Annotated in this window: 18 protein-coding genes; 9 read left to right on the top strand and 9 right to left on the bottom strand. The window is 68.0% G+C overall.

Annotation, left to right across the window (positions count from 1 at the left end):
* Window positions 1-46 precede the first annotated feature (46 nt).
* From ARGLB_RS12615 to uraD, 4 genes are read right to left on the bottom strand one after another with little or no spacing between them, the layout of a single operon-like run.
* Complete coding sequence (locus ARGLB_RS12615; protein WP_003803030.1) at window positions 47-499, bottom strand: hypothetical protein; 453 nt, start codon at window positions 497-499, stop codon at window positions 47-49.
* Between the two features lie 55 nt (window positions 500-554).
* Window positions 555-1,400: a fumarylacetoacetate hydrolase family protein gene (locus tag ARGLB_RS12610; RefSeq protein ID WP_003803029.1), complete on the bottom strand. Its 846-nt coding sequence runs from the start codon at window positions 1,398-1,400 to the stop codon at window positions 555-557.
* A gap of 11 nt (window positions 1,401-1,411) precedes the next feature.
* Window positions 1,412-1,750 carry a hydroxyisourate hydrolase gene (gene uraH, locus ARGLB_RS12605; RefSeq protein ID WP_003803028.1) on the bottom strand — a complete coding sequence of 113 codons (339 nt, stop codon included), beginning with the start codon at window positions 1,748-1,750 and terminating at the stop codon, window positions 1,412-1,414.
* Window positions 1,747-2,244, bottom strand: coding sequence for a 2-oxo-4-hydroxy-4-carboxy-5-ureidoimidazoline decarboxylase (gene uraD / locus ARGLB_RS12600; RefSeq protein ID WP_003803026.1), 498 nt, complete (start codon window positions 2,242-2,244; stop codon window positions 1,747-1,749). The genes uraH and uraD overlap by 4 nt, the downstream gene beginning before the upstream one ends.
* Before the next feature lie 254 nt (window positions 2,245-2,498).
* On the opposite strand from uraD, the gene ARGLB_RS12595 reads away from it, so the two are divergent.
* Both ARGLB_RS12595 and opgC read left to right on the top strand, forming a co-directional pair.
* Entirely contained in the window at window positions 2,499-3,767 is a 1,269-nt protein-coding gene (locus ARGLB_RS12595; RefSeq protein ID WP_003803024.1) for a GAF domain-containing sensor histidine kinase, read from the top strand.
* Window positions 3,764-6,289: an OpgC domain-containing protein gene (gene opgC / locus ARGLB_RS12590; RefSeq protein WP_003803022.1), complete on the top strand. Its 2,526-nt coding sequence runs from the start codon at window positions 3,764-3,766 to the stop codon at window positions 6,287-6,289. The genes ARGLB_RS12595 and opgC overlap by 4 nt, the downstream gene beginning before the upstream one ends.
* Window positions 6,290-6,351: 62 nt before the next feature.
* Here the strand turns inward: opgC and ARGLB_RS12585 are convergent, their stop codons facing one another.
* From ARGLB_RS12585 to ARGLB_RS12565, 5 genes are all read right to left on the bottom strand, one after another.
* On the bottom strand, window positions 6,352-7,653 hold the full coding sequence (locus ARGLB_RS12585) for a glycoside hydrolase family 26 protein (RefSeq protein WP_003803021.1): 1,302 nt from the start codon (window positions 7,651-7,653) through the stop codon (window positions 6,352-6,354).
* A 77-nt stretch (window positions 7,654-7,730) separates the two neighbouring features.
* Window positions 7,731-8,159: an ATP-binding protein gene (locus ARGLB_RS12580; RefSeq protein ID WP_003803019.1), complete on the bottom strand. Its 429-nt coding sequence runs from the start codon at window positions 8,157-8,159 to the stop codon at window positions 7,731-7,733.
* Complete coding sequence (locus tag ARGLB_RS12575; RefSeq protein WP_003803017.1) at window positions 8,152-8,484, bottom strand: STAS domain-containing protein; 333 nt, start codon at window positions 8,482-8,484, stop codon at window positions 8,152-8,154. The genes ARGLB_RS12580 and ARGLB_RS12575 overlap by 8 nt, the downstream gene beginning before the upstream one ends.
* Window positions 8,474-10,477 carry a glycosyltransferase family 2 protein gene (locus ARGLB_RS12570; RefSeq protein WP_003803015.1) on the bottom strand — a complete coding sequence of 668 codons (2,004 nt, stop codon included), beginning with the start codon at window positions 10,475-10,477 and terminating at the stop codon, window positions 8,474-8,476. Before ARGLB_RS12570 ends, ARGLB_RS12575 begins: the two co-directional genes overlap by 11 nt.
* Entirely contained in the window at window positions 10,474-11,595 is a 1,122-nt protein-coding gene (locus tag ARGLB_RS12565; RefSeq protein ID WP_043419047.1) for a PP2C family protein-serine/threonine phosphatase, read from the bottom strand. Before ARGLB_RS12565 ends, ARGLB_RS12570 begins: the two co-directional genes overlap by 4 nt.
* A gap of 395 nt (window positions 11,596-11,990) precedes the next feature.
* Here ARGLB_RS12565 and ARGLB_RS12560 point away from each other — a divergent pair, with 395 nt between their 5' ends.
* The 7 genes from ARGLB_RS12560 to ARGLB_RS12530 form a co-directional block, all read left to right on the top strand.
* Window positions 11,991-12,674, top strand: coding sequence for a response regulator transcription factor (locus tag ARGLB_RS12560; RefSeq protein WP_003803012.1), 684 nt, complete (start codon window positions 11,991-11,993; stop codon window positions 12,672-12,674).
* A gap of 23 nt (window positions 12,675-12,697) precedes the next feature.
* A complete protein-coding gene (locus ARGLB_RS12555) occupies window positions 12,698-14,071 on the top strand; it encodes a HAMP domain-containing sensor histidine kinase (protein WP_003803011.1) in 1,374 nt (457 codons plus the stop codon).
* A gap of 64 nt (window positions 14,072-14,135) precedes the next feature.
* Window positions 14,136-14,720, top strand: coding sequence for a TetR/AcrR family transcriptional regulator (locus ARGLB_RS12550; RefSeq protein ID WP_043419044.1), 585 nt, complete (start codon window positions 14,136-14,138; stop codon window positions 14,718-14,720).
* Window positions 14,721-15,123: 403 nt separating this feature from the next.
* Window positions 15,124-16,842 (top strand): choline dehydrogenase, encoded by a 1,719-nt coding sequence (gene betA / locus ARGLB_RS12545; protein ID WP_003803007.1) that lies wholly within the window; start codon window positions 15,124-15,126, stop codon window positions 16,840-16,842.
* A 5-nt stretch (window positions 16,843-16,847) separates the two neighbouring features.
* A complete protein-coding gene (locus tag ARGLB_RS12540) occupies window positions 16,848-18,395 on the top strand; it encodes an aldehyde dehydrogenase family protein (RefSeq protein WP_003803005.1) in 1,548 nt (515 codons plus the stop codon).
* A 151-nt stretch (window positions 18,396-18,546) separates the two neighbouring features.
* Window positions 18,547-20,187 carry an APC family permease gene (locus tag ARGLB_RS12535; RefSeq protein WP_003803004.1) on the top strand — a complete coding sequence of 547 codons (1,641 nt, stop codon included), beginning with the start codon at window positions 18,547-18,549 and terminating at the stop codon, window positions 20,185-20,187.
* Between the two features lie 58 nt (window positions 20,188-20,245).
* Window positions 20,246-20,749: alcohol dehydrogenase catalytic domain-containing protein (locus ARGLB_RS12530; protein WP_003803001.1), on the top strand; the 504-nt coding region annotated here is incomplete at its 3' end.

The following is a 20,749-nucleotide window of genomic DNA, read 5'->3' as shown; positions in this document are numbered from 1 at the left end:
GGTCGATTATCTCACGTCATGGGGTAAGGAAATTCCGGCCGCCGGATTATGACCGCTGGCCGGTCTCGCCGTCGTCCGTGGTCCGCTCCGGGGCGGTGCCGGGTTCGGTGCCCGGTTCTGTGGACGGATGCGCGGCTGGTGCCGTGCCTGGGTGCGTGCCTTCGGGAGAAAGCTCCGCTTCCGGAACGGCTTCCACGACGCCGCGGCGGGCGCGGCGCACGCTGGCCCGGTCCAGCACCAGGGCAGCAATTGCGCCGAGAATCACACCGGCCGCGGCGCAGGGCACCATGAAAAAGCCGTATACAGCGCCGCGGTCGTAGCTGGCATCGCCGGGCAGGGCATAAGCAATGACCGCCGCCGCGGCGAAGCCCACCAGCCCGCCCAGGATCAGGAAGGGAACATACTTGGGGGCGCGCCGTACGGTGATCTGGCGCTGTTCGGGAATTTCGCCCCGTTCAGGGGTTTGACCCCGTTCAGGGGTGGGCTGGTCGGAAGACATGCCATCTAGCCTACTGTCATCCCGGCGGCCAGCCTGCCCGGCGGGATCAGCCTGTTCAGGCCTGCACCAGCCGCTGCCGCTGCCCGCCGAGCAGGTCTCCGCCGGACATCCGCATGACGTCCCCGGCTTTCAGGTAGGGGAAGCGGCCGGACAGCGCCACGCCCTCCGGGGTGCCGGTGGTGATGAGGTCGCCGGGTTCCAGCACCATGTACTGCGAGAGCCGGCGGACCAGCTCTGCCGGCCCGAAGACCATGTCCGCCGTCGAGCTGTCCTGCCGGACCTCGTCATTGACCCAGGACGCGAGACGGATGTCGTCCGCCTCCACCGCCGCGGCGGGCACCAGCCACGGCCCCACCGGGTTGAAGGTAGGGCAGGACTTGCCGAGGGACCACTGCGGCCCGGAGTGTTCCAGCTGGTACTCGCGCTCGGAGACGTCGTTGGAGAGGACGTAGCCCGCGATGCAGTCCGCCGCCTCGGCGTCGGATGCCAGGTAGCTGGCACGCCGGCCGATGACCACGCCCAGTTCCACCTCCCAGTCCACCCGCTGTGCCCCCGGCGGGATGACGACGTCGTCGTCGGGGCCCACCACGGTGTTGGGATGCTTGAAGAAGATGATGGGGCGCTCCGGCACGGGCAGGCCGGATTCTGCGGCGTGCGCGGCGTAGTTCAGCCCCACGCCGATCACGGCGCCGGGCCTGGCGATCGGCGCACCGATCCGTTTGCCGTCGAGGGTCACCCGGGGGAGGCCGCTCAGGTCCAGGTCCGGCAGCTGGCCGGTCCAGTTCTGCAGGAAGTGCCCGTCAATGTCCCGGGTGACCGGCCGCAGGTCGTAGGCCTGGCCGTCGTCGTCGATGACCACCGGCACCTCCTGGCCCGCCGGGCCAATGCGCATCAGCCGCATGCTGTCTCCTTTCAGCTGCCGCGGTAGGTGGAGTAGGCGAACGGGCTCAGCAGCAGCGGCACATGGTAGTGCTCGGTGCCGGTGACCTCGAAGACCAGGTCCACCTCCGGGAAGAACGTGGTGCCGCCCTGCTGGGCGTAGTAGTCGCCGGTGGCGAAGTTGAGCCGGTAGTTCCCGGGGGCCAGGACCTCCGGTCCCAGGTCCTTCGCGCGGCCGTCCGCATCGGTGGTGCCGCTGCCCAGCTCTGTCCAGCTGCCGCCGTCGTTCGCGTAAAGCACGACGGCGATGCCCGCCGCCGGGCGTCCGGCGCCGGTGTCCAGGACGTGCGTTGTCACATGCGAAACGCTCATTCGCTGATCACTCCTTCCAGGCGCAGCAGGGCAATTTCCCGCAGCTGCTGCGCAACGATGGCGTCTTCCTGCGCCGGGGTATTGGCCAGGCGCTCGTTCAGCGCTGCCAGGATCTCGGGGGCGGTGCGGCCGGCGGCGCGGATCAGGAAGACCCGGCCGAACTTTTCCTCGTACGCGCGGTTACCGCGTGCCAGGGCGTCGGCCACCTCCGTGTCCGCCGGGTCCACGCCTGCCTGTTCGGACCGGGACATGGCGGCCTCGGCGGTCTGCGCGGCGGGGCGTTCGCCGATTCTCGGGTGGTGTGCCATCGCGCCTTCCACCTCGTCCGGGGTAAACGGGGCCGCGGCGGCCCGGGCTCCGTCGAGGAGTTCCTGGCGGGATGCGAACGGGCGCGCAGCGGCAATCTGGTCCACCCAGCGGGGGACGTCGATGCAGGGGCGCAGGACTGCGTTGGCAGCGTCCCTGTCCGCGGCATTGAATTCGGCAAGCTTCACGTTGTGATCCTCAAGCGTCTGCTGGCATCCATGGTGACGGCTATGCGGAGGGCCGGATACTCTCCCGGCGGTCGACATCCCTAGCGAGCGTCGAGTTCCGCATCATGGAACTGTTATTTCAGCATACGTAATAGTGAAGCCGAGCGGGACCGCCGGTGTCAAGAGACTACAGCAGGGGGTGAGCCTGGCCGGATAGTATCGGCGTCGGGGGGACTTGACGCTGGGTCGGAGTCCCGCGCGGCGATAGGGGACGGATGAAAGGGACCGGCGCTCGGACGCTCCCGAAGCAGGATACTGACCGGCAGGCCGCACTGCAGGCGTACGGGCTGCTTTCCGGCCAGGACGGCACAACGTCCCCGCCCATCGGCGCCGCCCTCACAGGTGCCGGCCGCACTAACGCTGCCCGCACCGCCTTGGACAACCTCGTGGACCTGGCGGCCAAACTGTGCGGTGTGCCCTTCAGCGTGGTGAATGTGATTACCGCGGACCAGCAGCGCCAGATCGCGGCGTCCGGCGTCGAGCCGGGCATCTGCTCCCGTGAGGACTCGATGTGCGCCCGGGTCTTCCTGACCCGGGAGACCACCGTGGTCCGCGATGCCTCCGAAGACCCGCGCTTTGCGAACAATCCTTTTGTGACCGGTGAGATCGCCGCCGTCCGGTTCTACGCGTCGGTGCCGCTGGAAACCGCCTCCGGCTTCGTGCTCGGCTCGCTGTGCGTTTTCTCCGACGAGCCGGCAAGTCCCGAGCCGGAGCAGATCGCCATGCTGGAGCTCCTCGCCCAGCAGACCGTGGAGCTGCTGGAACTCCAGCACCGGACGCTGCAGTTGAATGTGGCGCTGGATGAGGTGCGGCGGAGCAACGCCAAACTGGGCGAGTTCGCGGGCCGCGTCAGCCACGACCTGCGTATTCCGCTGACGACGATTCTTGGCTACGTGGAACTGAGCGAGGACGATCCGGACATGCAGCCGGAGCATCCGGCCGCTGAATACCTGCAGCTCATCGGTGCCAGCGGCCGGCGCATGCTGGCGATGCTCGAGGACGTGCTGGACTACTCGAAGGTGGGCGGCGCCCTGCATCCGCAGCCCGTCTCACTGCGCGGGGCCGCCGCAGACGCCGCGCGGGACCTCGGCATCCCGTTCGGAGCCGGAGCCACGCTGGACTCGGACGATGCGCAGCTGCACGCGGATCCGCTCCAGCTGCGCGCCCTGCTGCAGAATCTGCTCTCCAACGCCCTGAACTATCGCAGCCCGGAGCGTCCCCTGGAAATCCGGATCAGCGCGGTTTCCAACTACCACGGCACCGCGGTCCTGGTCGCGGACAACGGGAAGGGAATCAGGCCGGAGGACAGGCAGCGCGTGCTGGAGCCGTTGGTCCGCCTGCACCGGGAAGGGGACGGCCCGGGATCCGGGCTGGGCCTGGCCACCTGCCGGCGGATCGCGCAGGCCCACGGGGGTGACCTGACCCTGACGGAGACCCGCGGGGGCGGAACCACCGTGGTGCTGACCTTCCCCGCTGCCCCGTGAGCGGCACTGCGCCGGGGCGCGGCCCGCTCCGGGCCGGCGCCGCCATTCTGCTGGCGCTCATGCTCGTCCTCCTGCCGGCCGGCCTTGCTCTTGCCAGCCCGGGCGCCGTATGCAACGCAGACACCGCGGAGAAGGCGGGCGCTGTGGTCGAGGCGGGCACAGTGAAGAATGGGGCCGCCGGGGAGGGGCCGCTCTTCGGCGCAGCTCTGGAATGGGGCAAGGACAGCGCCGCCGGCTTCGCGGAGCGGCTGGGTTCGGTGCCGGCCATCTTCGGCCACGACATCGCCCTCCGGCTGCAGGAATCCGAGAAGGTCCACATTCGCGCGTTTTTCCGGCAAAGCGACGCGCAGGGAGCCCATGCCCTGCTGACGGTCAAGCCCTCCCGGTCCATGGACCAGGTGTCCGCCGACGACGCAGCAGCGTTTGCCCGGACAGTGGAGCAGCTCAGCAACGGCTTCCGGGGCAAGCTGTACATCAGGTTCGCGCCGGACATGAACACCAGCTGGGTCTCCTGGGGCCAGCAGCCGGAGGCGTACAAGAAGGCATTCCGGGCCGTGGCCAAAGCCTTCAAAACCCGGGACGACGCGGGCACCGTCATGGTATGGCAGCCCTTCCTGGGCCGCGACTACCCGTTCGAGCGGAACCGCAACGCTCCCGTCCAGGGATCGGACGGGTTCAGGCTGCTGGACACCAACGGCGACGGCCGCTGGGACGGCACCGATGATGCCTACGCGCCGTACTACCCCGGTGACGACGCCGTGGAGTGGTCCGGACTGGGCGCCTATCATGACGACACCGGCGGCGCCTCCGCCGTCAACACACTTCCGGCCGACGGCGAGCTGGCGGCCATGCTCACCGGCAGCGATGGCCGCGGCGGCTACGGCGACTTCTACGCGGACTACGTGCAGGGCCGCAGCAAGCCGCTGATGCTGCAGACTGCCGCATTCTTCAGCTCCACCACCGGCGGCGCGGCGGAACCGGAGATCAAACTGGCCTGGTGGAACCAGGTGCTCGACCTGGCATCTTCGGAGCGGTTCGGGAACATCGGCGCCATTGTCTGGGACGAACGGACCAGTACCCGGGAGACCGGGGTGGCGGCCATCGACTGGCGGCTGACGGGCCAGCCCGGCATCGCCGCGGCAGTGGGCGCGCGGCTGGCGCACTCAGCGCTGGTCACCGGGCCGGTGACGGCCCGCGGCAACCTGGCCGGGGACGATTCAGACGGTGTTGGGAAAGTCCTCGGCGGAGTCGGTGCGTGGACGACGGCGGCTGTCCTGGCCGCCGTCGTCAGCTTGCTTTGGCTGCTTCCGCGCTTTCTGCCCCGGGCAGCGGGCTGGGCGTACGGCGACCCCTCCCCGCGTGATTCCCGGGTGGACTTCCTGCGCGGCCTCGCCATCGTGTTCGTGGTGGTCAACCACGTGGGCATGACCTCGTTGTTCCAGCTGCTCACCCAGGAGGCTGTGGGCTTCGTCTCCGGAGCGGAGCTCTTTGTGCTCTTTTCGGGGCTGGTGTTGGGCATGGTGTTCGGACCCCGGGTGAAGGACAACTTTGGTGACGTGGTTGACCACACCACCAAACGCGCCGGCAAGCTCTACGCCACGGCGCTCGTGGTACTGATCGGAGTGTTCCTGATATCCCTGGTTCCCGCGATCAACGCGGACACCCTGACCTCCTTCGTGGACCAGGGCACGGGGGCGGCCGGACGCGGCGGAGCGGGCCGCTCCTACGACCTGTACGCCGGAATGGACTCGCTGCTGCACTTCCCGGTGGCGCCGGAGGTCATCCCGGGCATTCTGCTGCTGCAGTTCGGCCCCTGGCAGTTCAACGTGATGGGCCTGTACGTGATCCTGCTCCTGGCCAGCCCGCTGGTCCTCTGGGCCCTGTCGCGGGGAAAGGTGCTGTGGGTGCTGGCGGCCACCACGGCGCTGTACGCGGCCGGGGCCGTCTTCCGGATCCGGCTCCTTCCCTCCGAATTCGAGGATTCCTTCCCGCTGCTGGTGTGGCAGGTGCTGTTCATCGTCGGCATGGTGGCCGGCTACCACCGGCGCCGGATCATCGGCTGGCTGTCCGCCCATTCGTGGGTGGTGGTGGTGTGCACCGTGTTGGCGGCGGCCTTCGCGTTCCTGGCCTGGGGCAACCCCTACCTGGCCAACAGCTTCGACGTCCGCGTGGCCATCCTGCCGGACACGGGCTACCGGGCGCTGTATGACGCCTACTTCGGCCGGACCTACCTCGGAGTGGGACGGCTGCTGAACGTCCTGGTGCTGGTGGTCGCGATCTATGCGCTGCTGACGGCGTACTGGAAGCCGGTCCACCGGGCGCTGGGCTGGTTCCTCATCCCGCTGGGCCGGGCCACGCTGTATGTCTTCATCATTCACGTGGCCCTGATCGCCGTCGTCGCCAACATCCCGGCCCTGCAGGAGGGCCGGGTGCTGTTCAACACCGCCGCCTATGCGGTGATCCTGGCGCTGCTCTGGGTCATGGTCCGGACCCGCTTCCTCTTCCGCGTCATCCCCACCTGACGGGGCTCACCCCGTTGGCGCCGGCGGGCCGTGCCGGGGTGGGCACGGCGGGCGCCGGCGCCCTAGCCCCGGCGGGCGGCCAGGGCGCTGCGCAGCGCGTCCGCCGCGGCTGTGCTGCTGTTGATCCGCCAGTCTGTCTCCTTGTTGAAGTGGAACCAGGTCAAAGCCGTGACATCCCCCTGGGCGGCCAGGTAGCCCACCAGGGACGTCGCCCATTCGGCCTTCGACCCGCCCTGCTCCGCGGCGGACGTCTCGCCGATGAGGATCTGCTTGCCGGGAGCCAGGCCGCGGAGTTCTGCCAGGCCCTGCCCGAACAGCTGGGACGGCGAGACCCACGTGCTCCAGGACGCTGACGTGCCCCAGTTGTAGCCGTCGAGTGCCACCGCGTCCACGTAGGTGGCGCCGGGGTAGAGGGCAGTCAGCGGAGCGGAGCCCCAGTACGGCACATTCGGGTTCCACACCCAGGTGACGTTTGCGGCGCCAGTGGAGGCCACGACGTCGTGGACGTGCCGCCACGCGGCAACATAGTCCCCCGGGCCGTTCCCGTTGAGCTGTTCCGACCACGGGTACCAGTTGCCGTTCATCTCGTGGCCGAAGCGCAGCATCACGGGATGGCCCCAGGTTGCCAGGGCCTGCCCCCACTGCCGCAGGTAGGGATCGAAGTCGCCGGCGGTGATGCGGTCCAGCGCGTAGGCGGGCTGGGACGTGCCTCCGCCCCAGGCCCACGGCTCCCACGTCAGCAGGACCATCGCCCCGCGGCTCCGGGCTGCCTCAAGTTCGGCGAGCGGCGGCGCCTGGTTGAAATCCTTGTAGGACAGGATGACCGACGGCGCCTCCCCGGCCAGTGCGGCCACCTCGTCGAGTTCCGCCGAAGCCAGCGGCCCGCCGGGTGTGCCCACCCCGAACCGGAGGAGGGACGTGCCGGGCTGCGGTGCTGACGGCGCCGTCGATGTTGCCGACCCGTCTTCCGGGGCGGCCGCGGGGGCGGGCTCAGGAGCAGGATCGGCGGCAGAGGGGGAGCTGTACGTGAGGGTGAACGGGGCCGAAGCACTCACCCTGCCGGAGGCGGCGGTTACGGGAACCACCGGATCGGCGCTCTCTGGAATGACAAGCGCAGCCGTGAAGTAGCCGGATGCGCTGGCCGTGAAGGGAACCGCATTGGCCCCGGCGCTGAGCGTTCCCGGGCTCTTCTTCGGGAAGCCCGTCCCGGTCACGGTGACGGTGGTGCCGGCGGGCCCGGATGCCGGGTCGAGTGTGATGGCGGCCGGGGCGGCCTGCGCAGGTGTGCCGGCCGCTGTAATGCTGGCCGGCAGGGCTAGGCACAGGGCAGCGAGGACAGTGGCGAGTAACTTGGGCAGTCTCATAGTCAGCTCAAGGTACCGTCAAGTTCTTGGCCTAGGCGCTGCAGGAGCGCAGCATCAGCGAAGGATTCGCGCAGCGGTCAGGAGCCGATGGGCTCCCGCGACAGGACCCAGGTGTTTGTTCCGTCCTGCCGGGTGAACGTCACTGTGGTGACCAGCGCACGGATCAGCGCCAGCCCGCGTCCCGACTCGGCTTCCTCGCCGGGCATGGCGGGATCGCCGTCGTCGATCGCCGGGCTGGCGGCGCCGAAGGCGCTGACCTCGGCCTGCAGGCTGGTCTGGCGGATGCAGATGTCCACGCCGAGTTCCACCGGGTCTGCTGACTCCGGCTCCGCGTGCTGGACCACGTTGGCGGCGGCCTCGATCACGGCGGTGGCGAACGTCATCCGGTCCATGTCCGGGACGAACGGGGCGTCCTCCCAGAGGTCGTCCAGCTGGCCGTGCACGGCATCGACGGCCTCGGGCGTTGCCACGTTCCGGAAGCTCCGGCGGGCCAGGACGTCAGTCATTGCCGAACGCCTCGTCCGCGGTGGCGTAGGACGTCAGCACGCGGTCCATGCTGGTCAGTTCCAGGACCATCTTCACCTGCGGCTGGACGGCGGCGATGCGGAGGTCACCGCCCGCCTGGCGGGCCGCCTTCAGGCAGCCGATGAGGGCTCCCAGCCCCGAGGAATCCATGAATGCGGTGTCCTCCAGGTTCACCACGATCCGGCTGGACCCCGAGGCAACAACGTCCGCCACGAACTCCCGCAGCTTCGGCGCGGACACCATGTTCAGGCGGCCGGCGGCCTTGATTTCGGCGTACGAATCCTTGACCTCGTAACTAAGATCCATCCGTCTTCCTCTCTTCGATCAAACCCTCTGCCGGAAGATTCTCCGGCCCTGAACCCTCTTCGAAACCATCTGCCTCAAAACCCTTGTACAGCACGGCCCGGACCAGGATGCTCATGACCACGAGGTCGAAGACCACCCAGGCCACGTTGACCAGCGTACCGATCGGTTCGGACATCCCGGCGGCAAGCCGCGCGATGCCCACCACCGAGGAGATGGCCAGCAGCACGGACACCACGATCTGCGGCCGGATCAGGCTCCAGCTGGGGCCGCCCGTCTGGCGGTCCTTGGGTGTGACGGCGAACCCAAGGGGACGTCCGAACCAGACGTTCCGGGCCGCCGTCGTGCACGCCTTGATCCAGGTGGGGAACAGCGCAAGGCTGTACTGCTGCCCGCGCCAGGTGGGGATGCCGCGGCCGGCGATGGCAAACAGCAGCTGGTTGACCACCATGAAGGGGATGAACCGGATGAAGAAGTCGGCGCTGAGGCTGGTGACCGGCAGGATGCCGAGCAGCAGGTAGACGATGGGGGCTGCAAAGTAGATCACCGCGGCAAAGCCGCTCAGGTACGTCCACATGGTGGCGAAGTACATGAGCCGCTGGCCCAGTTTGAGGCCGCGCTGCACCAGCGGGTTTTCGCGGAGCATCACCTGGATGGTGCCCTGGGCCCAGCGCAGCCGCTGCGTCAGCATGGTGGCGAGGTCCTCCGGGGCAAGGCCGTAGGCGAGGACCTCGTGGTGGTACACGCTCTCCCATCCCATTCCGTGGATGCGCATGGCGGTGGCCATGTCCTCGGTCACGGAGATGGTGGCCAGCGGCATGACGGGCTGGGCTTCGCCGGTGCGTTCCACGGAGAGGGCGTCCAGGACCGCCTGCACCGATTCGATGGCACCGAGCGGGGACCAGTCCCGGGCGGACATGCGCTGCACGGCGTCGTCGGCCACCACCGGGACGCCGGAATCACCCACGTGGGCGAGTTCCATGGCGGCGATTTCCTCAAGGTCTGCCTGCAGTGCCGATACGTCGGCCTGGACGAGGGCCTGGACAGCCTGGTCCACTTTCCGGCGGACCCGGTAGGTGATCTCGCTCAGCGACTCGCCGTCGTCAAGCTGGCGTCGGGCTTCCAGGGTGGCGGCCTCCACCTCGTCGAGCATCTGCGCCACGAGGCGGTTGTCCGAATCCGCCGATTTCCGCGCCTTCCGGATGGCCGACTGCGATGCCGCCAGGGCGCGCCGGATGCTCTTTTCCGTCTCCTTGACGTAGCCCACCAGGCCCAGCTGCATGAGGGCCTCGCGGCGGAGGATGGCGTTGGATCCGCAGAAGAAAGCGGCGTTCCAGCCGTCCTTGCCCTGCTGGATGGGGCCGTAGAACAGCGGCGCCTGGCTCCCGAGCGGATCAGAGGCCGGGACGTTGCTGAAGTACTGGGGCGTCTGCACCAGCGCAACCTTGGGGTTGGTGAAGTAGCCCAGCGTTTTGTCGAGGATGTCCGGCTCAGGGATCTGGTCGGCGTCGAGGATGAGCAGGAACTCGCCTTCGGTGACCATCAGGGCGTTGTTCAGGTTGCCCGCCTTTGCATGGCGGGGCATGTTCTTCCAGTCCTCGCTGCGGGTGACGTACCCCAGTCCGTGCTCCTCGGCGAGGCGGCGCATCTCGGGGCGGGCACCGTCGTCGAGGATCCAGGTGCTGTGCGGGTGCCGGATGCGTTTCGCGGCGAGGGCCGTGGTCATCACCAGGTCCAGCGGCTCGTTGTACGTGGTGATGAAGACGTCCACGGTGGCGTCGGCAGGCGGAGGCGGCGCAGCCTTGCGGATCTTCAGGCGCCACACGGTCATGCCGAACAGCATGACGTCGATGAGGCTGTAGGTCTCCGCAGCCACGAGCGGCACCGCGATCCACCAGGCGTCCCAGTTCAGCGAGGCCAGCCAGCGCCACGCGATGTAGTTGATCCCCAGGAGCACCGTTAAAAGCACCACCACCCGGGTCCAGAAACGCGTCACGGCGCCGCCGTTCCGGCCGCCCCGGCCAGGCGGCGCACCATGACCGCAGTGACATCGTCCTCCGCGGTGTCGGCCGGGGCCAGTTGGAGCAGGGCGGCGCAGGCCTCCCTCGCGGTGGGCTGCCCGTGCGTCGACCGGCGGACGGCGTCGGTGAACTCCTCGACGGAGCCAAACACGTCAAGGACGCCGTCGCTGACGACGACGAGCGAATCACCGGGGGCAAGCGCCAGGTCCGCTTCGGTCCAGTCGGCGTCACCCCAGGCTCCGACGGGCGGGCCGCTGGACGGAAGCCGCTGCGCACCGCCGTCGGCCTGGAGGTGAAGCGCCAGGCCGTGGCCGGCATCGACATAGCTGACTTTGCCGGAGCCGGCGTCCAGCCGGGCGTGGAAAAGCGTGACGAAGGACCCGGAGATGTCCAGGTCCGAGGCGATCGAACGGCTGGCCAGGTTGAAGGCATTTCCAAGGTCCGGGTCGTGCCGGACCGAGCGCATGACTGCCCGGGCGGTGGCCGCGATGAGGGCGGCGCCCATACCCTTGCCCATGGCGTCGGCGAACGTCAGGTGGAGCCCGCCGGGGGTCTGGTACCAGTCGTAGAAGTCGCCGCCCACGCTGCGTGAGGGGCGGAAGACACCAGCCACCTCATAGCCGTCCAGCCGGACTTCCTCGCGGGGGAGCAGGCTTTGCTGCACCTCGGCGGCGCGGCGGAGGTCGTTTTGGGCCGCTTCGTCCGCGGCGGGGGTGCGGGAACGGCGGAACAGCGCGTTGATCCGGGACTGGAACTCACGGGGGCTGAAGGGCTTGTTGATGTAGTCGTCCGCCCCGTTGTCCAGGCCGGTGAGCTTGTCCAGCTCATCCACCCTGGCCGTGAGCATGATGATGAACGCGTCTGAGAACTCACGCAGCCGATTGCAGACCTCCAGCCCGTCCAGATCGGGAAGGTTGAGGTCCAGGGTGACCAGGTCGGCCCTGGTGTTCCGCACCGCCTCGATGCCTGGGAAACCGGCGCCGGCCTCGGTGACTTCGAAGCCCTGTTTGGTCAGGACCCGGACCAGCAGTCCGCGGATGTCCGGGTCATCCTCGATAACGACGGCGCGGCGCGGCTCAGGGGTTGCAGGCATGCCTCTATTAAGTACGGTCTTTACAGACTTGTCACGCCGGACGCGCAGCGTGTCCAGCCTATTCGGCCGGAGTGAACCCGCTGTCAACGCTTCCTCAGCTTTTGCCGCCTTTTGACCGATCCTTCCTCACCTTTCGTCGGGTCCTGCCTGACGCTTCCGCAGCTTTCGTCGGGTCCTGCCTTACGCTTCCGCAATCGGTGCGGAAGCGTTTGGGTTTTTCCTGCAGGACCTGAGGAAGGATCGGTGCATGGGGCGCAGGATCTGAGGAAGGGTTGCGGACGGAGGGGGTGGCTGGGGGCCCTCGGCGGGCCAAGAATTGTCAAAGCTCGGAGAAGTAGGCTGGGCAAGCCGTGGCTATCCGCCGCGGCACCGTTCCGGCCGGAAGATAATCGGATATGCAGATCCTGGTGGTTGAAGACGACGAATCGGTGGCCGCCGGCGTGCTGGAAGGCCTGACCAGGGCCGGCTTCCAGGCCCGGCACGTCGCGGACGGGGCAGGGGCGCTCGCCGCAGTCCGGTCCTCCAGCCCTGACTTCGTGCTCCTTGACCTGGGGCTGCCGGACATGGACGGCACGGACGTCTGCCGGTCCATCCGGTCCCTGACCATGACGCCGATCATCGTTGTCAGTGCCCGCGACGAGGAGATCGACCGGGTGCTGGCCCTGGAGCTGGGCGCGGACGACTACCTGGTGAAGCCGTTCGGAATGCGGGAACTCATCGCGCGGATCCGGGCCGTGGCCCGCCGCACGGCCGACCCCCAGTCCGGGACCGCTCCGCCGGCTGACGGTACCCGTGTGATCGGCACGCTGAGCATCGACCAGCGCTCACGCAGGGTCCTGGTGGACGGCGCTGAAATCCACCTCACTGCCAAGGAGTTCGAGCTCCTCTATTACCTGGCCGAGGACCCCGGCGCCGTGTGCCAGCGCAGCGACATTCTGCGCGCGGTGTGGGACGGCACCTGGTACGGAACCACCAAGACGCTGGATGCGCATGTGGCCGCTATCCGGAAGAAGCTCGGCGACCCCCGCTGGATCGAGGCGGTGCGCGGCGTCGGGTTCAGGCTGGACGTGCCCGGGTGAGATGGCGGCTGATTGGAGCGTTCATGGCCATCACCCTCCTGGTGGTGCTGGTGCAGGACATTCCGCTGGGCAGCTACCTCGTCCGGGTGGAACGGGACCGCCTGGCCACCTCGCTCGAACGTGACGCCTTCCTGCTCAGCGGGCGGGCACGGCAGTTGCTTGAGACGGGAGGTCCCGCGCCCGGGACGGTGGCCACGGCCGTCCGCGATTACGGCCGCGCCAGCGGGGCACGAGTGGTGGTCGTGGACCGCGCCGGGACCGCGGTGGCAACGTCCGACGACGACCAGTCGGCTACCGGGGCCTCCTACCTTTCGCGCCCCGAAATTTCCGCCGCGCTCGCCGGTCAGATCACCTCCGGCCAGCGCCACTCGGACACCCTGGGCTTCGACCTGGTGTACGTCACGGTTCCCGTTCTCAGCGGCGAGAACATCACCGGTGCGGTGCGCCTGACGTACCCGGCATCGGTGGTGGAGGACCGCGTGTCCGGCCAGCTGAGGGTGATGTGGGCGGTGGCGGGCACCACCGTGCTGTTGGCCGGCCTGCTGGCCTACCTGATGGCCGGCGCCGTGACCGGGCGGATCAAACGGCTGCAGAAGGCCACCGAACTGCTCGCGGAAGGCAACCTCGCCACCCGCACCGAGGAGGAGCAGGGCCCGCCGGAGCTGCGCACCCTGGCACGGTCCTTCAACCAGATGGCGGACCGGCTGGAGCACCTGCTGCAGCAGCAGCGCGGATTTGCCAGCGACGCGTCCCACCAGCTGCGCACCCCGCTGACTGGACTGCGGCTGCGCCTGGAGAACGCCGTGGACGCTGTTGGCAACGATCCCGACGGCGCGCGCGTCATGGTGGCCGACTCGCTGGAGGAGACGTACCGGCTGCAGCGCATCATCGACGGCCTGCTCCTCCTGAGCCGGGCGGACAGCCGGCACGTTGACCGGGAGGACGTGGACCTCAGCGATATCGCCCGGAACCGCGTGGAGCAGTGGGAGGCGCTGGCCGAGGAAAGCGGAGTGCGGACGGTACTGGACGCGGTTCCAGAGGCGAGGGTGCTGGCCATGCCCGGCGCGGCGGAACAGATCATCGACAACCTCATCGACAACGCCCTGGCCGTGGCGCCGCCGGACTCGGAGATCCGCCTCGTGGTCCGCCCGGACGGCGCCTCCGGAGCTTTCGAGCTGCACGTGCTCGACGACGGTCCCGGGCTTTCCGAGGAGGACCGGCACCGGGCCTTCAACCGCTTCTGGCGCGGCCAGTCGACGTCCGAGGGCAGCGGCCTGGGCCTGGCCATCGTCCAGCAGCTCGCTGAGGCGAGCGGCGCGGCGGCGTCCCTCGAAGCCAGGCCCGGCGCCCCGGGCCTGGACGCCCGCGTCACATTCAGGGCCGCCCCGCGCCCCTGACCGGACTTCGGCCATCGCCCGGACAGCAGATGCACCATCACGGGTTTCGCCATATTCTGGCCAAGTGGATACAAGCACCGTGAACTCCGGCGAACAGGTTGACAGGCAGGAACGCATTCTCGAAGCCGCGCTGGGCCTGCTGTCTCGTCACGGCATCTCAGGCGTGAACATGCGCGCTGTGGCCCGCGAGGCCGGGGTCGCACTGGGGCTCGTCAATTACTACTACGAAGACAAATCGAGCCTGATCCGTGCGGCCTTGCACCGGATCGACGAACGCGATCTCAAGCTCGTGGCGCCTGATCCGGCATCGGCCCCGGACGAACAGCTCCAGAAAGCCCTCCGGCGCGTTGCCGACCCGGAATTGCTGACCACCCAACACCTGTCCCTGCGCCTCCACCTTTGGGCGCTCGCGCAGGCCCATGAGGACTTTGCGCTGATAAACGCTGCTGCATTTGAGCGGTATCTCGATGGGCTCGCGGCCCTGATAGGGAATGCCAAACCCGAGCTTTCCGGCGATGAATGCAGGGAGCGGGCGGCTGACATCGTCGTCGTGCAAAACGGGATGTGGCTGACGGCGCTCCTTGGCGTCGATGAGGCATCCATCCACAGGAGCATCGCCCGCACGGAGCAAATCGCCTTCGCCGCGTAGCGGATCCAACCCCTAGTTAGAACAAGCGCAACCCGGGCTCGCCAAAACAGGCACAGCCCGGCCCTTCGGCAAACTGACCCAAAAAAATCTTGAACATCGGTTCAGTTTTAACCTTGAACACTTGTTCAAGGTGGACTACTCTGCATGTGTATGACCTACACCACACAAGCGGGGTCCCGCCGAAATAAAGGCGTTTCATGCGCGACTCCCGGCTCGGCGGCCAAAGGTTTCGGACCGAGGGAAAACTCGACCCGCCGCAACTCCCAGACCATCCCGTCAACCCCCACTCGGGGGTAAGGACCACCCACGTACGTTTCCGGGGCTTCGCGATACCGCCAGCGTCCGGATGAAGGACAACCCGCCCCTCAGCGGTTGATCTGCACCAGGTAGAAGGAGAATTTGCATGACACAGACCACTTACGACTACGTCATCGTCGGCGGCGGAAGCGCGGGTTCCGTGCTCGCCAACCGCCTGAGCGACGGAGGCCAGAGCAGCGTCCTGGTTCTTGAGGCCGGCCGGAGCGACTACCCCTGGGACCTGTTCATCCAGATGCCTGCCGCGCTGACCTTCCCCAGCGGCAACCCGTTCTACGACTGGCGTTACGAGTCCGATCCCGAGCCCCACATGGGCGGCCGTCGCGTGGCGCACGCCCGCGGCAAGGTCCTGGGCGGCTCGAGCTCCATCAACGGCATGATCTTCCAGCGCGGAAACCCGCTCGACTACGAGCGCTGGGGCGCCGACGCCGGCATGGAATCGTGGGACTTCGCGCACTGCCTCCCCTACTTCAACCGGATGGAAAACGCGCTGGCCGCCGACCCCGACGATGAACTGCGCGGACACTCCGGCCCGCTGGTGCTGGAGCGCGGCCCCGCCACCAACCCGCTGTTCCAGGCGTTCTTCGCCGCCGCCCAGGAAGCGGGCTACCCCCTGACCGACGACGTCAACGGCTACCGCCAGGAGGGATTCGCGGCGTTCGACCGCAACGTCCACAAGGGCCAGCGGCTCTCCGCTTCCCGCGCCTACCTGCGGCCTGAATTCGGCCGGAAGAACCTGACCGTCCTGACCCGTGCGCTCGTCACCAAGGTCAACTTCAAGGGCAACGTGGCCACCGGCGTCACCTACCGCCGCAACGGCAAGACCCACCAGGTGACCGCGGGCGAAGTGATCCTGGCCGGCGGCGCCATCAACACCCCGCAGCTGCTGCAGCTCTCCGGCGTGGGCAACGCATCCCACCTGAACTCGCTGGGCATCAACTCCGTGGTTAACCTGCCCGGCGTCGGCGAAAACCTCCAGGACCACCTCGAGGTCTACATCCAGCACGCCTGCACCCAGCCGGTCTCCATGCAGCCCGCCCTGGACCTGTGGCGCTACCCGCTGATCGGGCTGCAGTGGATGCTGGGACGGAAGGGTCCGGCCGCCACCAACCACTTCGAGGGCGGCGGCTTCGTCCGCTCCAACGAGGACGTGGCGTACCCCAACCTCATGTTCCACTTCCTCCCGGTTGCCGTCCGCTACGACGGACAGAAGGCGGACGCCAAGCATGGCTACCAGGTGCACATCGGCCCCATGTACTCCGACGCCCGCGGCAGCCTGAAGATCAAGTCCACCGATCCCACGGTGCACCCGTCGATGCTGTTCAACTACCTCTCCACCGACCAGGACCGCCGCGAATGGGTCGAAGCGATCCATGTTGCCCGCGACATCCTGGGCCAGTCGGCCATGGGACCCTTCAACGGCGGCGAGCTTTCCCCCGGCAGGAGCGTGCAGACCGATGCGGAGATCCTTGACTGGGTGGCCCGCGACGCCGAGACGGCGCTGCACCCGTCCTGCACCGCGAAGATGGGCCCGGACTCCGACCCCATGGCCGTGGTGAACCCGCTGGACATGACCGTGCACGGCACACGCGGCCTCCGCGTGGTGGACGCCTCGGCCATGCCGTACGTCACCAACGGCAACATCTACGCCCCGGTGATGATGCTCGCCGAAAAGGCTGCCGACCTGATCGCCGGCAAGGCGCCGCTCGCACCCCAGCACGCCGAGTTCTACCGGCACGGAGTGAGCCCGCTGGAACGCGGCGGATCCGTGCCGGCGGCAGCCGCTGCCGTGGCGGCGAAGGGTTAAGGGGCATGAGCGTGACGATCGATACCCAACTGGACCTTGCCCGCGGCCTGTACATCGACGGTGCCTGGCAGGAGGCGTCCGACGGCGGGACCACCACCGTGCGCTGCCCGGCGGACGGGCGCGAGGTGGCAGTCGTGGCCTCGTCGACAGTGCAGGACGCGGAGCGGGCGATCGCCAGTGCACGGGCCGCGTTCGACGACGGCCCGTGGCGCCGGCTCACAGACATCGAGCGTGGTGCGGTCATGCTGCGCGTTGCTGACCTGCTTGAACGGGACAAGGCCGCCTATGCGCGGGCCGAGGCGCTCGACACGGGCAAGCGGCTCGTGGAGGCCGAGTACGACATGGACGACATCGCCGCGTGCTTCCGGTACTACGGCAAGGTGGCCGGGCTCGACGCCGGCCGTGTCATCGACACCGGCCGGGCGGACGCGATCAGCCGTGTGGTGTACGAGCCGCTCGGGGTCTGCTCGCTCATTGCGCCGTGGAACTACCCGCTCCTCCAGGCGGCGTGGAAGGTGGCGCCTGCACTCGTTGCGGGGAACTCGTTCGTGCTCAAGCCCAGCGAGCTCACGCCGTCGACCTCGATCCTGCTCATGGAAACCCTCGCAGAGGCCGGCGTTCCGGCCGGCGTGGCGAACCTGATCACGGGATCCGGGTCCAAGGTGGGCGGCCCGCTCAGCTCCGATCCGCGCGTCGACCTCGTATCCCTGACTGGGAGCCTGGCCACGGGCCAAACGATCATGGCCGCCGCCGCCGAAACCGTGAAGCGCGTGGCCTTCGAGCTCGGCGGGAAGAACCCCAACGTCGTCTTCGCGGACGCGGACTGGGACGCCGCCGTCGACAACGCCCTCACCGCGGTGTTCCTGCATTCCGGGCAGGTCTGCTCGGCAGGGGCACGGCTCGTCGTCGAGGAGACCATCGCCGAACGCTTTGTGGCCGAGGTGGTCCGGCGGGCGAAGAAGATCCGGATGGGCGGGCCCTTCGATTCCGACGCCGAAACCGGGCCGCTGATCTCCGCCAGGCACCGCGATCAGGTCCATGCCTACGTCCAGGCAGGCATCGCCGAGGGAGCAGAGTTGCTGTGCGGCGGCTACATCCCCGACGACGGGCCGCTCGCGGACGGCTTCTTCTACCCGCCCACCGTGCTCGGCAACTGCCGCTCGGGCATGAGCGTGCTGCGGGAGGAATCGTTCGGCCCCGTACTGACCGTGGAGACGTTCCGGACCGAGGCCGAGGCCGTCGCGATCGCAAACGACACCGAGTACGGCCTGGCCGGCGCGGTGTGGACCTCGGACGCGTCGAAGGCGCAGCGCGTCGCGGGCGCCCTCCGGCACGGAACGGTGTGGATCAACGACTACCACCCGTACGTCCCCCAGGCGGAATGGGGTGGTTTCGGGAAGTCCGGGATCGGCCGTGAGCTCGGCCAGGCCGGCCTGGCCGAATACCGCGAAGCCAAGCACATCTGGCAGAACATCGCCCCCGCCCCGAGCGGATGGTTCGGCTCGGCTCCCGGGGAAACCCCCGGCGAAACGGGGGCCGGCGCGGCCGGCTAGGCATCAGCTTTGGGGGGGACGGCCGGGCGCTGCAGCGCAGTGCCCGGCCGTCGGTTTCACCTGCACGCAGTATCAACTGCGTGTAGTGTTACCCGCGTCCAAAGGCGGCCGCGGGTCATCACCATCGTGCTTTTCTGACTTAGGAGTTCAGATGTTGGAACCCAGCAAGAGTACTGATTCAAGCGGCATGGACGAGTTCGGCTATGCCCAGACCCTGGACCGGAGCATCGGCAAGTTCGCCAGCTTCGCCGCAGGCGTCAGCTACATCTCCATCCTCACCGGTGTTTTTCAACTGTTCTACTTTGGTTTCTCCATGGCCGGCCCGGCGTACGCGTGGTCCTGGCCCATCGTTTTCGTCGGCCAGCTGATGGTAGCGCTGTGCTTTGCCGAACTGGCAGGCCGCTACCCCGTGGCAGGCTCGGTCTACAACTGGGCCAAGCGCCTCGCCTCCGGCACCTCGGCCTGGCTTGCCGGCTGGCTGCTGCTGCTGTCCTCCATCATGGCGCTGGGATCCGTGGCTCTTGCCCTGCAGATCACCCTGCCGCAGCTCTGGTCCGGATTCCAGATCGTCGGCGACGGCACCGGCACCTACGACTTTGCCCTTAACGGGGTTCTGCTCGCCACCATCATGATCACCATCTCCACGCTCATCAACGCATTCGGCGTGAAGCTCATGACCCGGATCAACAGCATCGGCGTGTTCGTTGAGCTGATCGCGGCCGTGCTGCTCATCCTCGCGCTGGGCTGGCACGTGGTGCGCGGACCCGAGGTCTTCTTCGACACCGCCGGGTTCGGCGAAGGCCACGACCTCGGCTTCTTCGGCGTGTTCCTCATCGGCGCGATGGCGTCCGGCTACGTCATGTACGGCTTCGACACCGCCAGTTCCCTCGGCGAGGAAACGAAGGACCCGAAGCGCACCGCCCCCAAGGCCATCCTGCGCGCCGTCACCGCCTCCTTCCTGCTGGGCGGGCTGATCCTGCTCTTCGGCATCCTGGCCGCTCCGGACCTCACCGACCCCAAGATCGGCGCAGCCGACGGCGGCCTGCAGCACATCGTGCTCTCCGTCCTGGGCGGCCCCTTCGGCAAGGCCTTCCTCGTGTGCATCGTGGTGGCCGTCGTGGTCTGCACCCTGGCCGTGCACGCCGCCGCCATCCGCATGATGTTCGCCATGGCGCGGGACAACAACCTGCCGTTCAGCCGCCAGCTCAGCAAGGTGGACCCGGTCCGCAAGACCCCCACCATTGCCGCCATCGTGATCGGCGTCCTGGCCGTCATCCCGTTGCTGGTCAACGTCATGCAGCCCGCGATTTTCACGATTCTTTCCAGCATCAGCATCGTCCTGATCTACCTGTCCTACCTGCTGGTCACGGTCCCCATGCTGCGCAAGCGCCTCCTGAAAAAGTGGCCGGGCGCCGGCGACCACTCCGACGCCGGCTTCAGCATGGGCAAATGGGGGCTGCCCGTGAACATCCTCGCGGTTCTGTGGGGCGGCGCCATGACCCTGAACCTGATCTGGCCGCGCCCCGAAATCTACAACTCGGTTCCGCCGTTCGAGTGGTACCTGCAGTGGGGCGGTGTCCTCTTCGTCGCCGCCGTCACCGGCGGCGGGACGCTGCTCTACCGCCTGAAGATCAGGCACCAGACGGGCATTCTCGCGGAGCACGCCACAGTGCACGCCGTCCCATCCCCGGTGCCCGTGCAGGAGCCGCCCGCCCGCATCGATAGCAGCAGCACGGCAAGCGGACTGTCCGGTCCTCGGGACGGGGATTTCCAACCGCAGCAAGTCGGTTAGATTTGGCTGAGGTGCCGTAGCCAAAGGGCCCCCCGGCTCAGGAAAGGAACGCGATTTCATGGTTCATAAAGTGAAGGCAGTTGTTGTCAGGGCGAAGGATGCTCCGGTGTCGGTGGAGACGATTTTGGTGCCGGATCCTGGGCCGGGGGAGGCGTTGGTGGATGTGCTGACGTGCGGGGTGTGTCATACGGATTTGCATTACAAGCTGGGCGGGATTGGGGATGAGTTCCCGTATTTGCTGGGTCATGAGGCGACGGGTGTGGTCTCGGCCGTGGGTGAGGGTGTGACCGAGGTTGCTGTTGGTGACCGGGTCATCCTGAATTGGCGTGCGGTGTGCGGGCAGTGCCGGGCGTGCGCGAAGGGCCAGGCCCAGTATTGTTTCAACACGGCGAACGCGTCGCAGAAGATGACCCTGGAGGACGGCACGGTGCTGTCTCCGGCGTTGGGGATCGGGGCGTTCGCGGAGAAGACCCTGGTCGCTGCGGGTCAGTGCACGAAGGTCGATGAGGACGCGGACGCGGCCGCGGTGGGTTTGTTGGGGTGCGGGGTGATGGCCGGGATT

This window comes from Arthrobacter globiformis NBRC 12137 (assembly GCF_000238915.1).
GTDB lineage: Bacteria > Actinomycetota > Actinomycetes > Actinomycetales > Micrococcaceae > Arthrobacter > Arthrobacter globiformis.
Note: the sequence above shows the minus strand (reverse complement) of the source record. Positions and strands in the feature narration are given on the sequence as shown.

Coding starts and splice junctions, on each gene's coding strand:
- ARGLB_RS12560 (WP_003803012.1), top strand. CDS start 11,991: ATGCAGATCCTGGTGGTTGAAGACGACGAATCGGTGGCCGCCGGCGTG.
- ARGLB_RS12610 (WP_003803029.1), bottom strand. CDS start 1,400: ATGCGGCTGATGCGCATTGGCCCGGCGGGCCAGGAGGTGCCGGTGGTC.
- ARGLB_RS12555 (WP_003803011.1), top strand. CDS start 12,698: ATGGCCATCACCCTCCTGGTGGTGCTGGTGCAGGACATTCCGCTGGGC.
- ARGLB_RS12585 (WP_003803021.1), bottom strand. CDS start 7,653: ATGAGACTGCCCAAGTTACTCGCCACTGTCCTCGCTGCCCTGTGCCTA.
- betA (WP_003803007.1), top strand. CDS start 15,124: ATGACACAGACCACTTACGACTACGTCATCGTCGGCGGCGGAAGCGCG.
- uraH (WP_003803028.1), bottom strand. CDS start 1,750: ATGAGCGTTTCGCATGTGACAACGCACGTCCTGGACACCGGCGCCGGA.
- ARGLB_RS12575 (WP_003803017.1), bottom strand. CDS start 8,484: ATGGATCTTAGTTACGAGGTCAAGGATTCGTACGCCGAAATCAAGGCC.
- ARGLB_RS12535 (WP_003803004.1), top strand. CDS start 18,547: ATGTTGGAACCCAGCAAGAGTACTGATTCAAGCGGCATGGACGAGTTC.
- ARGLB_RS12615 (WP_003803030.1), bottom strand. CDS start 499: ATGTCTTCCGACCAGCCCACCCCTGAACGGGGTCAAACCCCTGAACGG.
- ARGLB_RS12595 (WP_003803024.1), top strand. CDS start 2,499: ATGAAAGGGACCGGCGCTCGGACGCTCCCGAAGCAGGATACTGACCGG.
- ARGLB_RS12565 (WP_043419047.1), bottom strand. CDS start 11,595: ATGCCTGCAACCCCTGAGCCGCGCCGCGCCGTCGTTATCGAGGATGAC.
- ARGLB_RS12540 (WP_003803005.1), top strand. CDS start 16,848: ATGAGCGTGACGATCGATACCCAACTGGACCTTGCCCGCGGCCTGTAC.
- ARGLB_RS12580 (WP_003803019.1), bottom strand. CDS start 8,159: ATGACTGACGTCCTGGCCCGCCGGAGCTTCCGGAACGTGGCAACGCCC.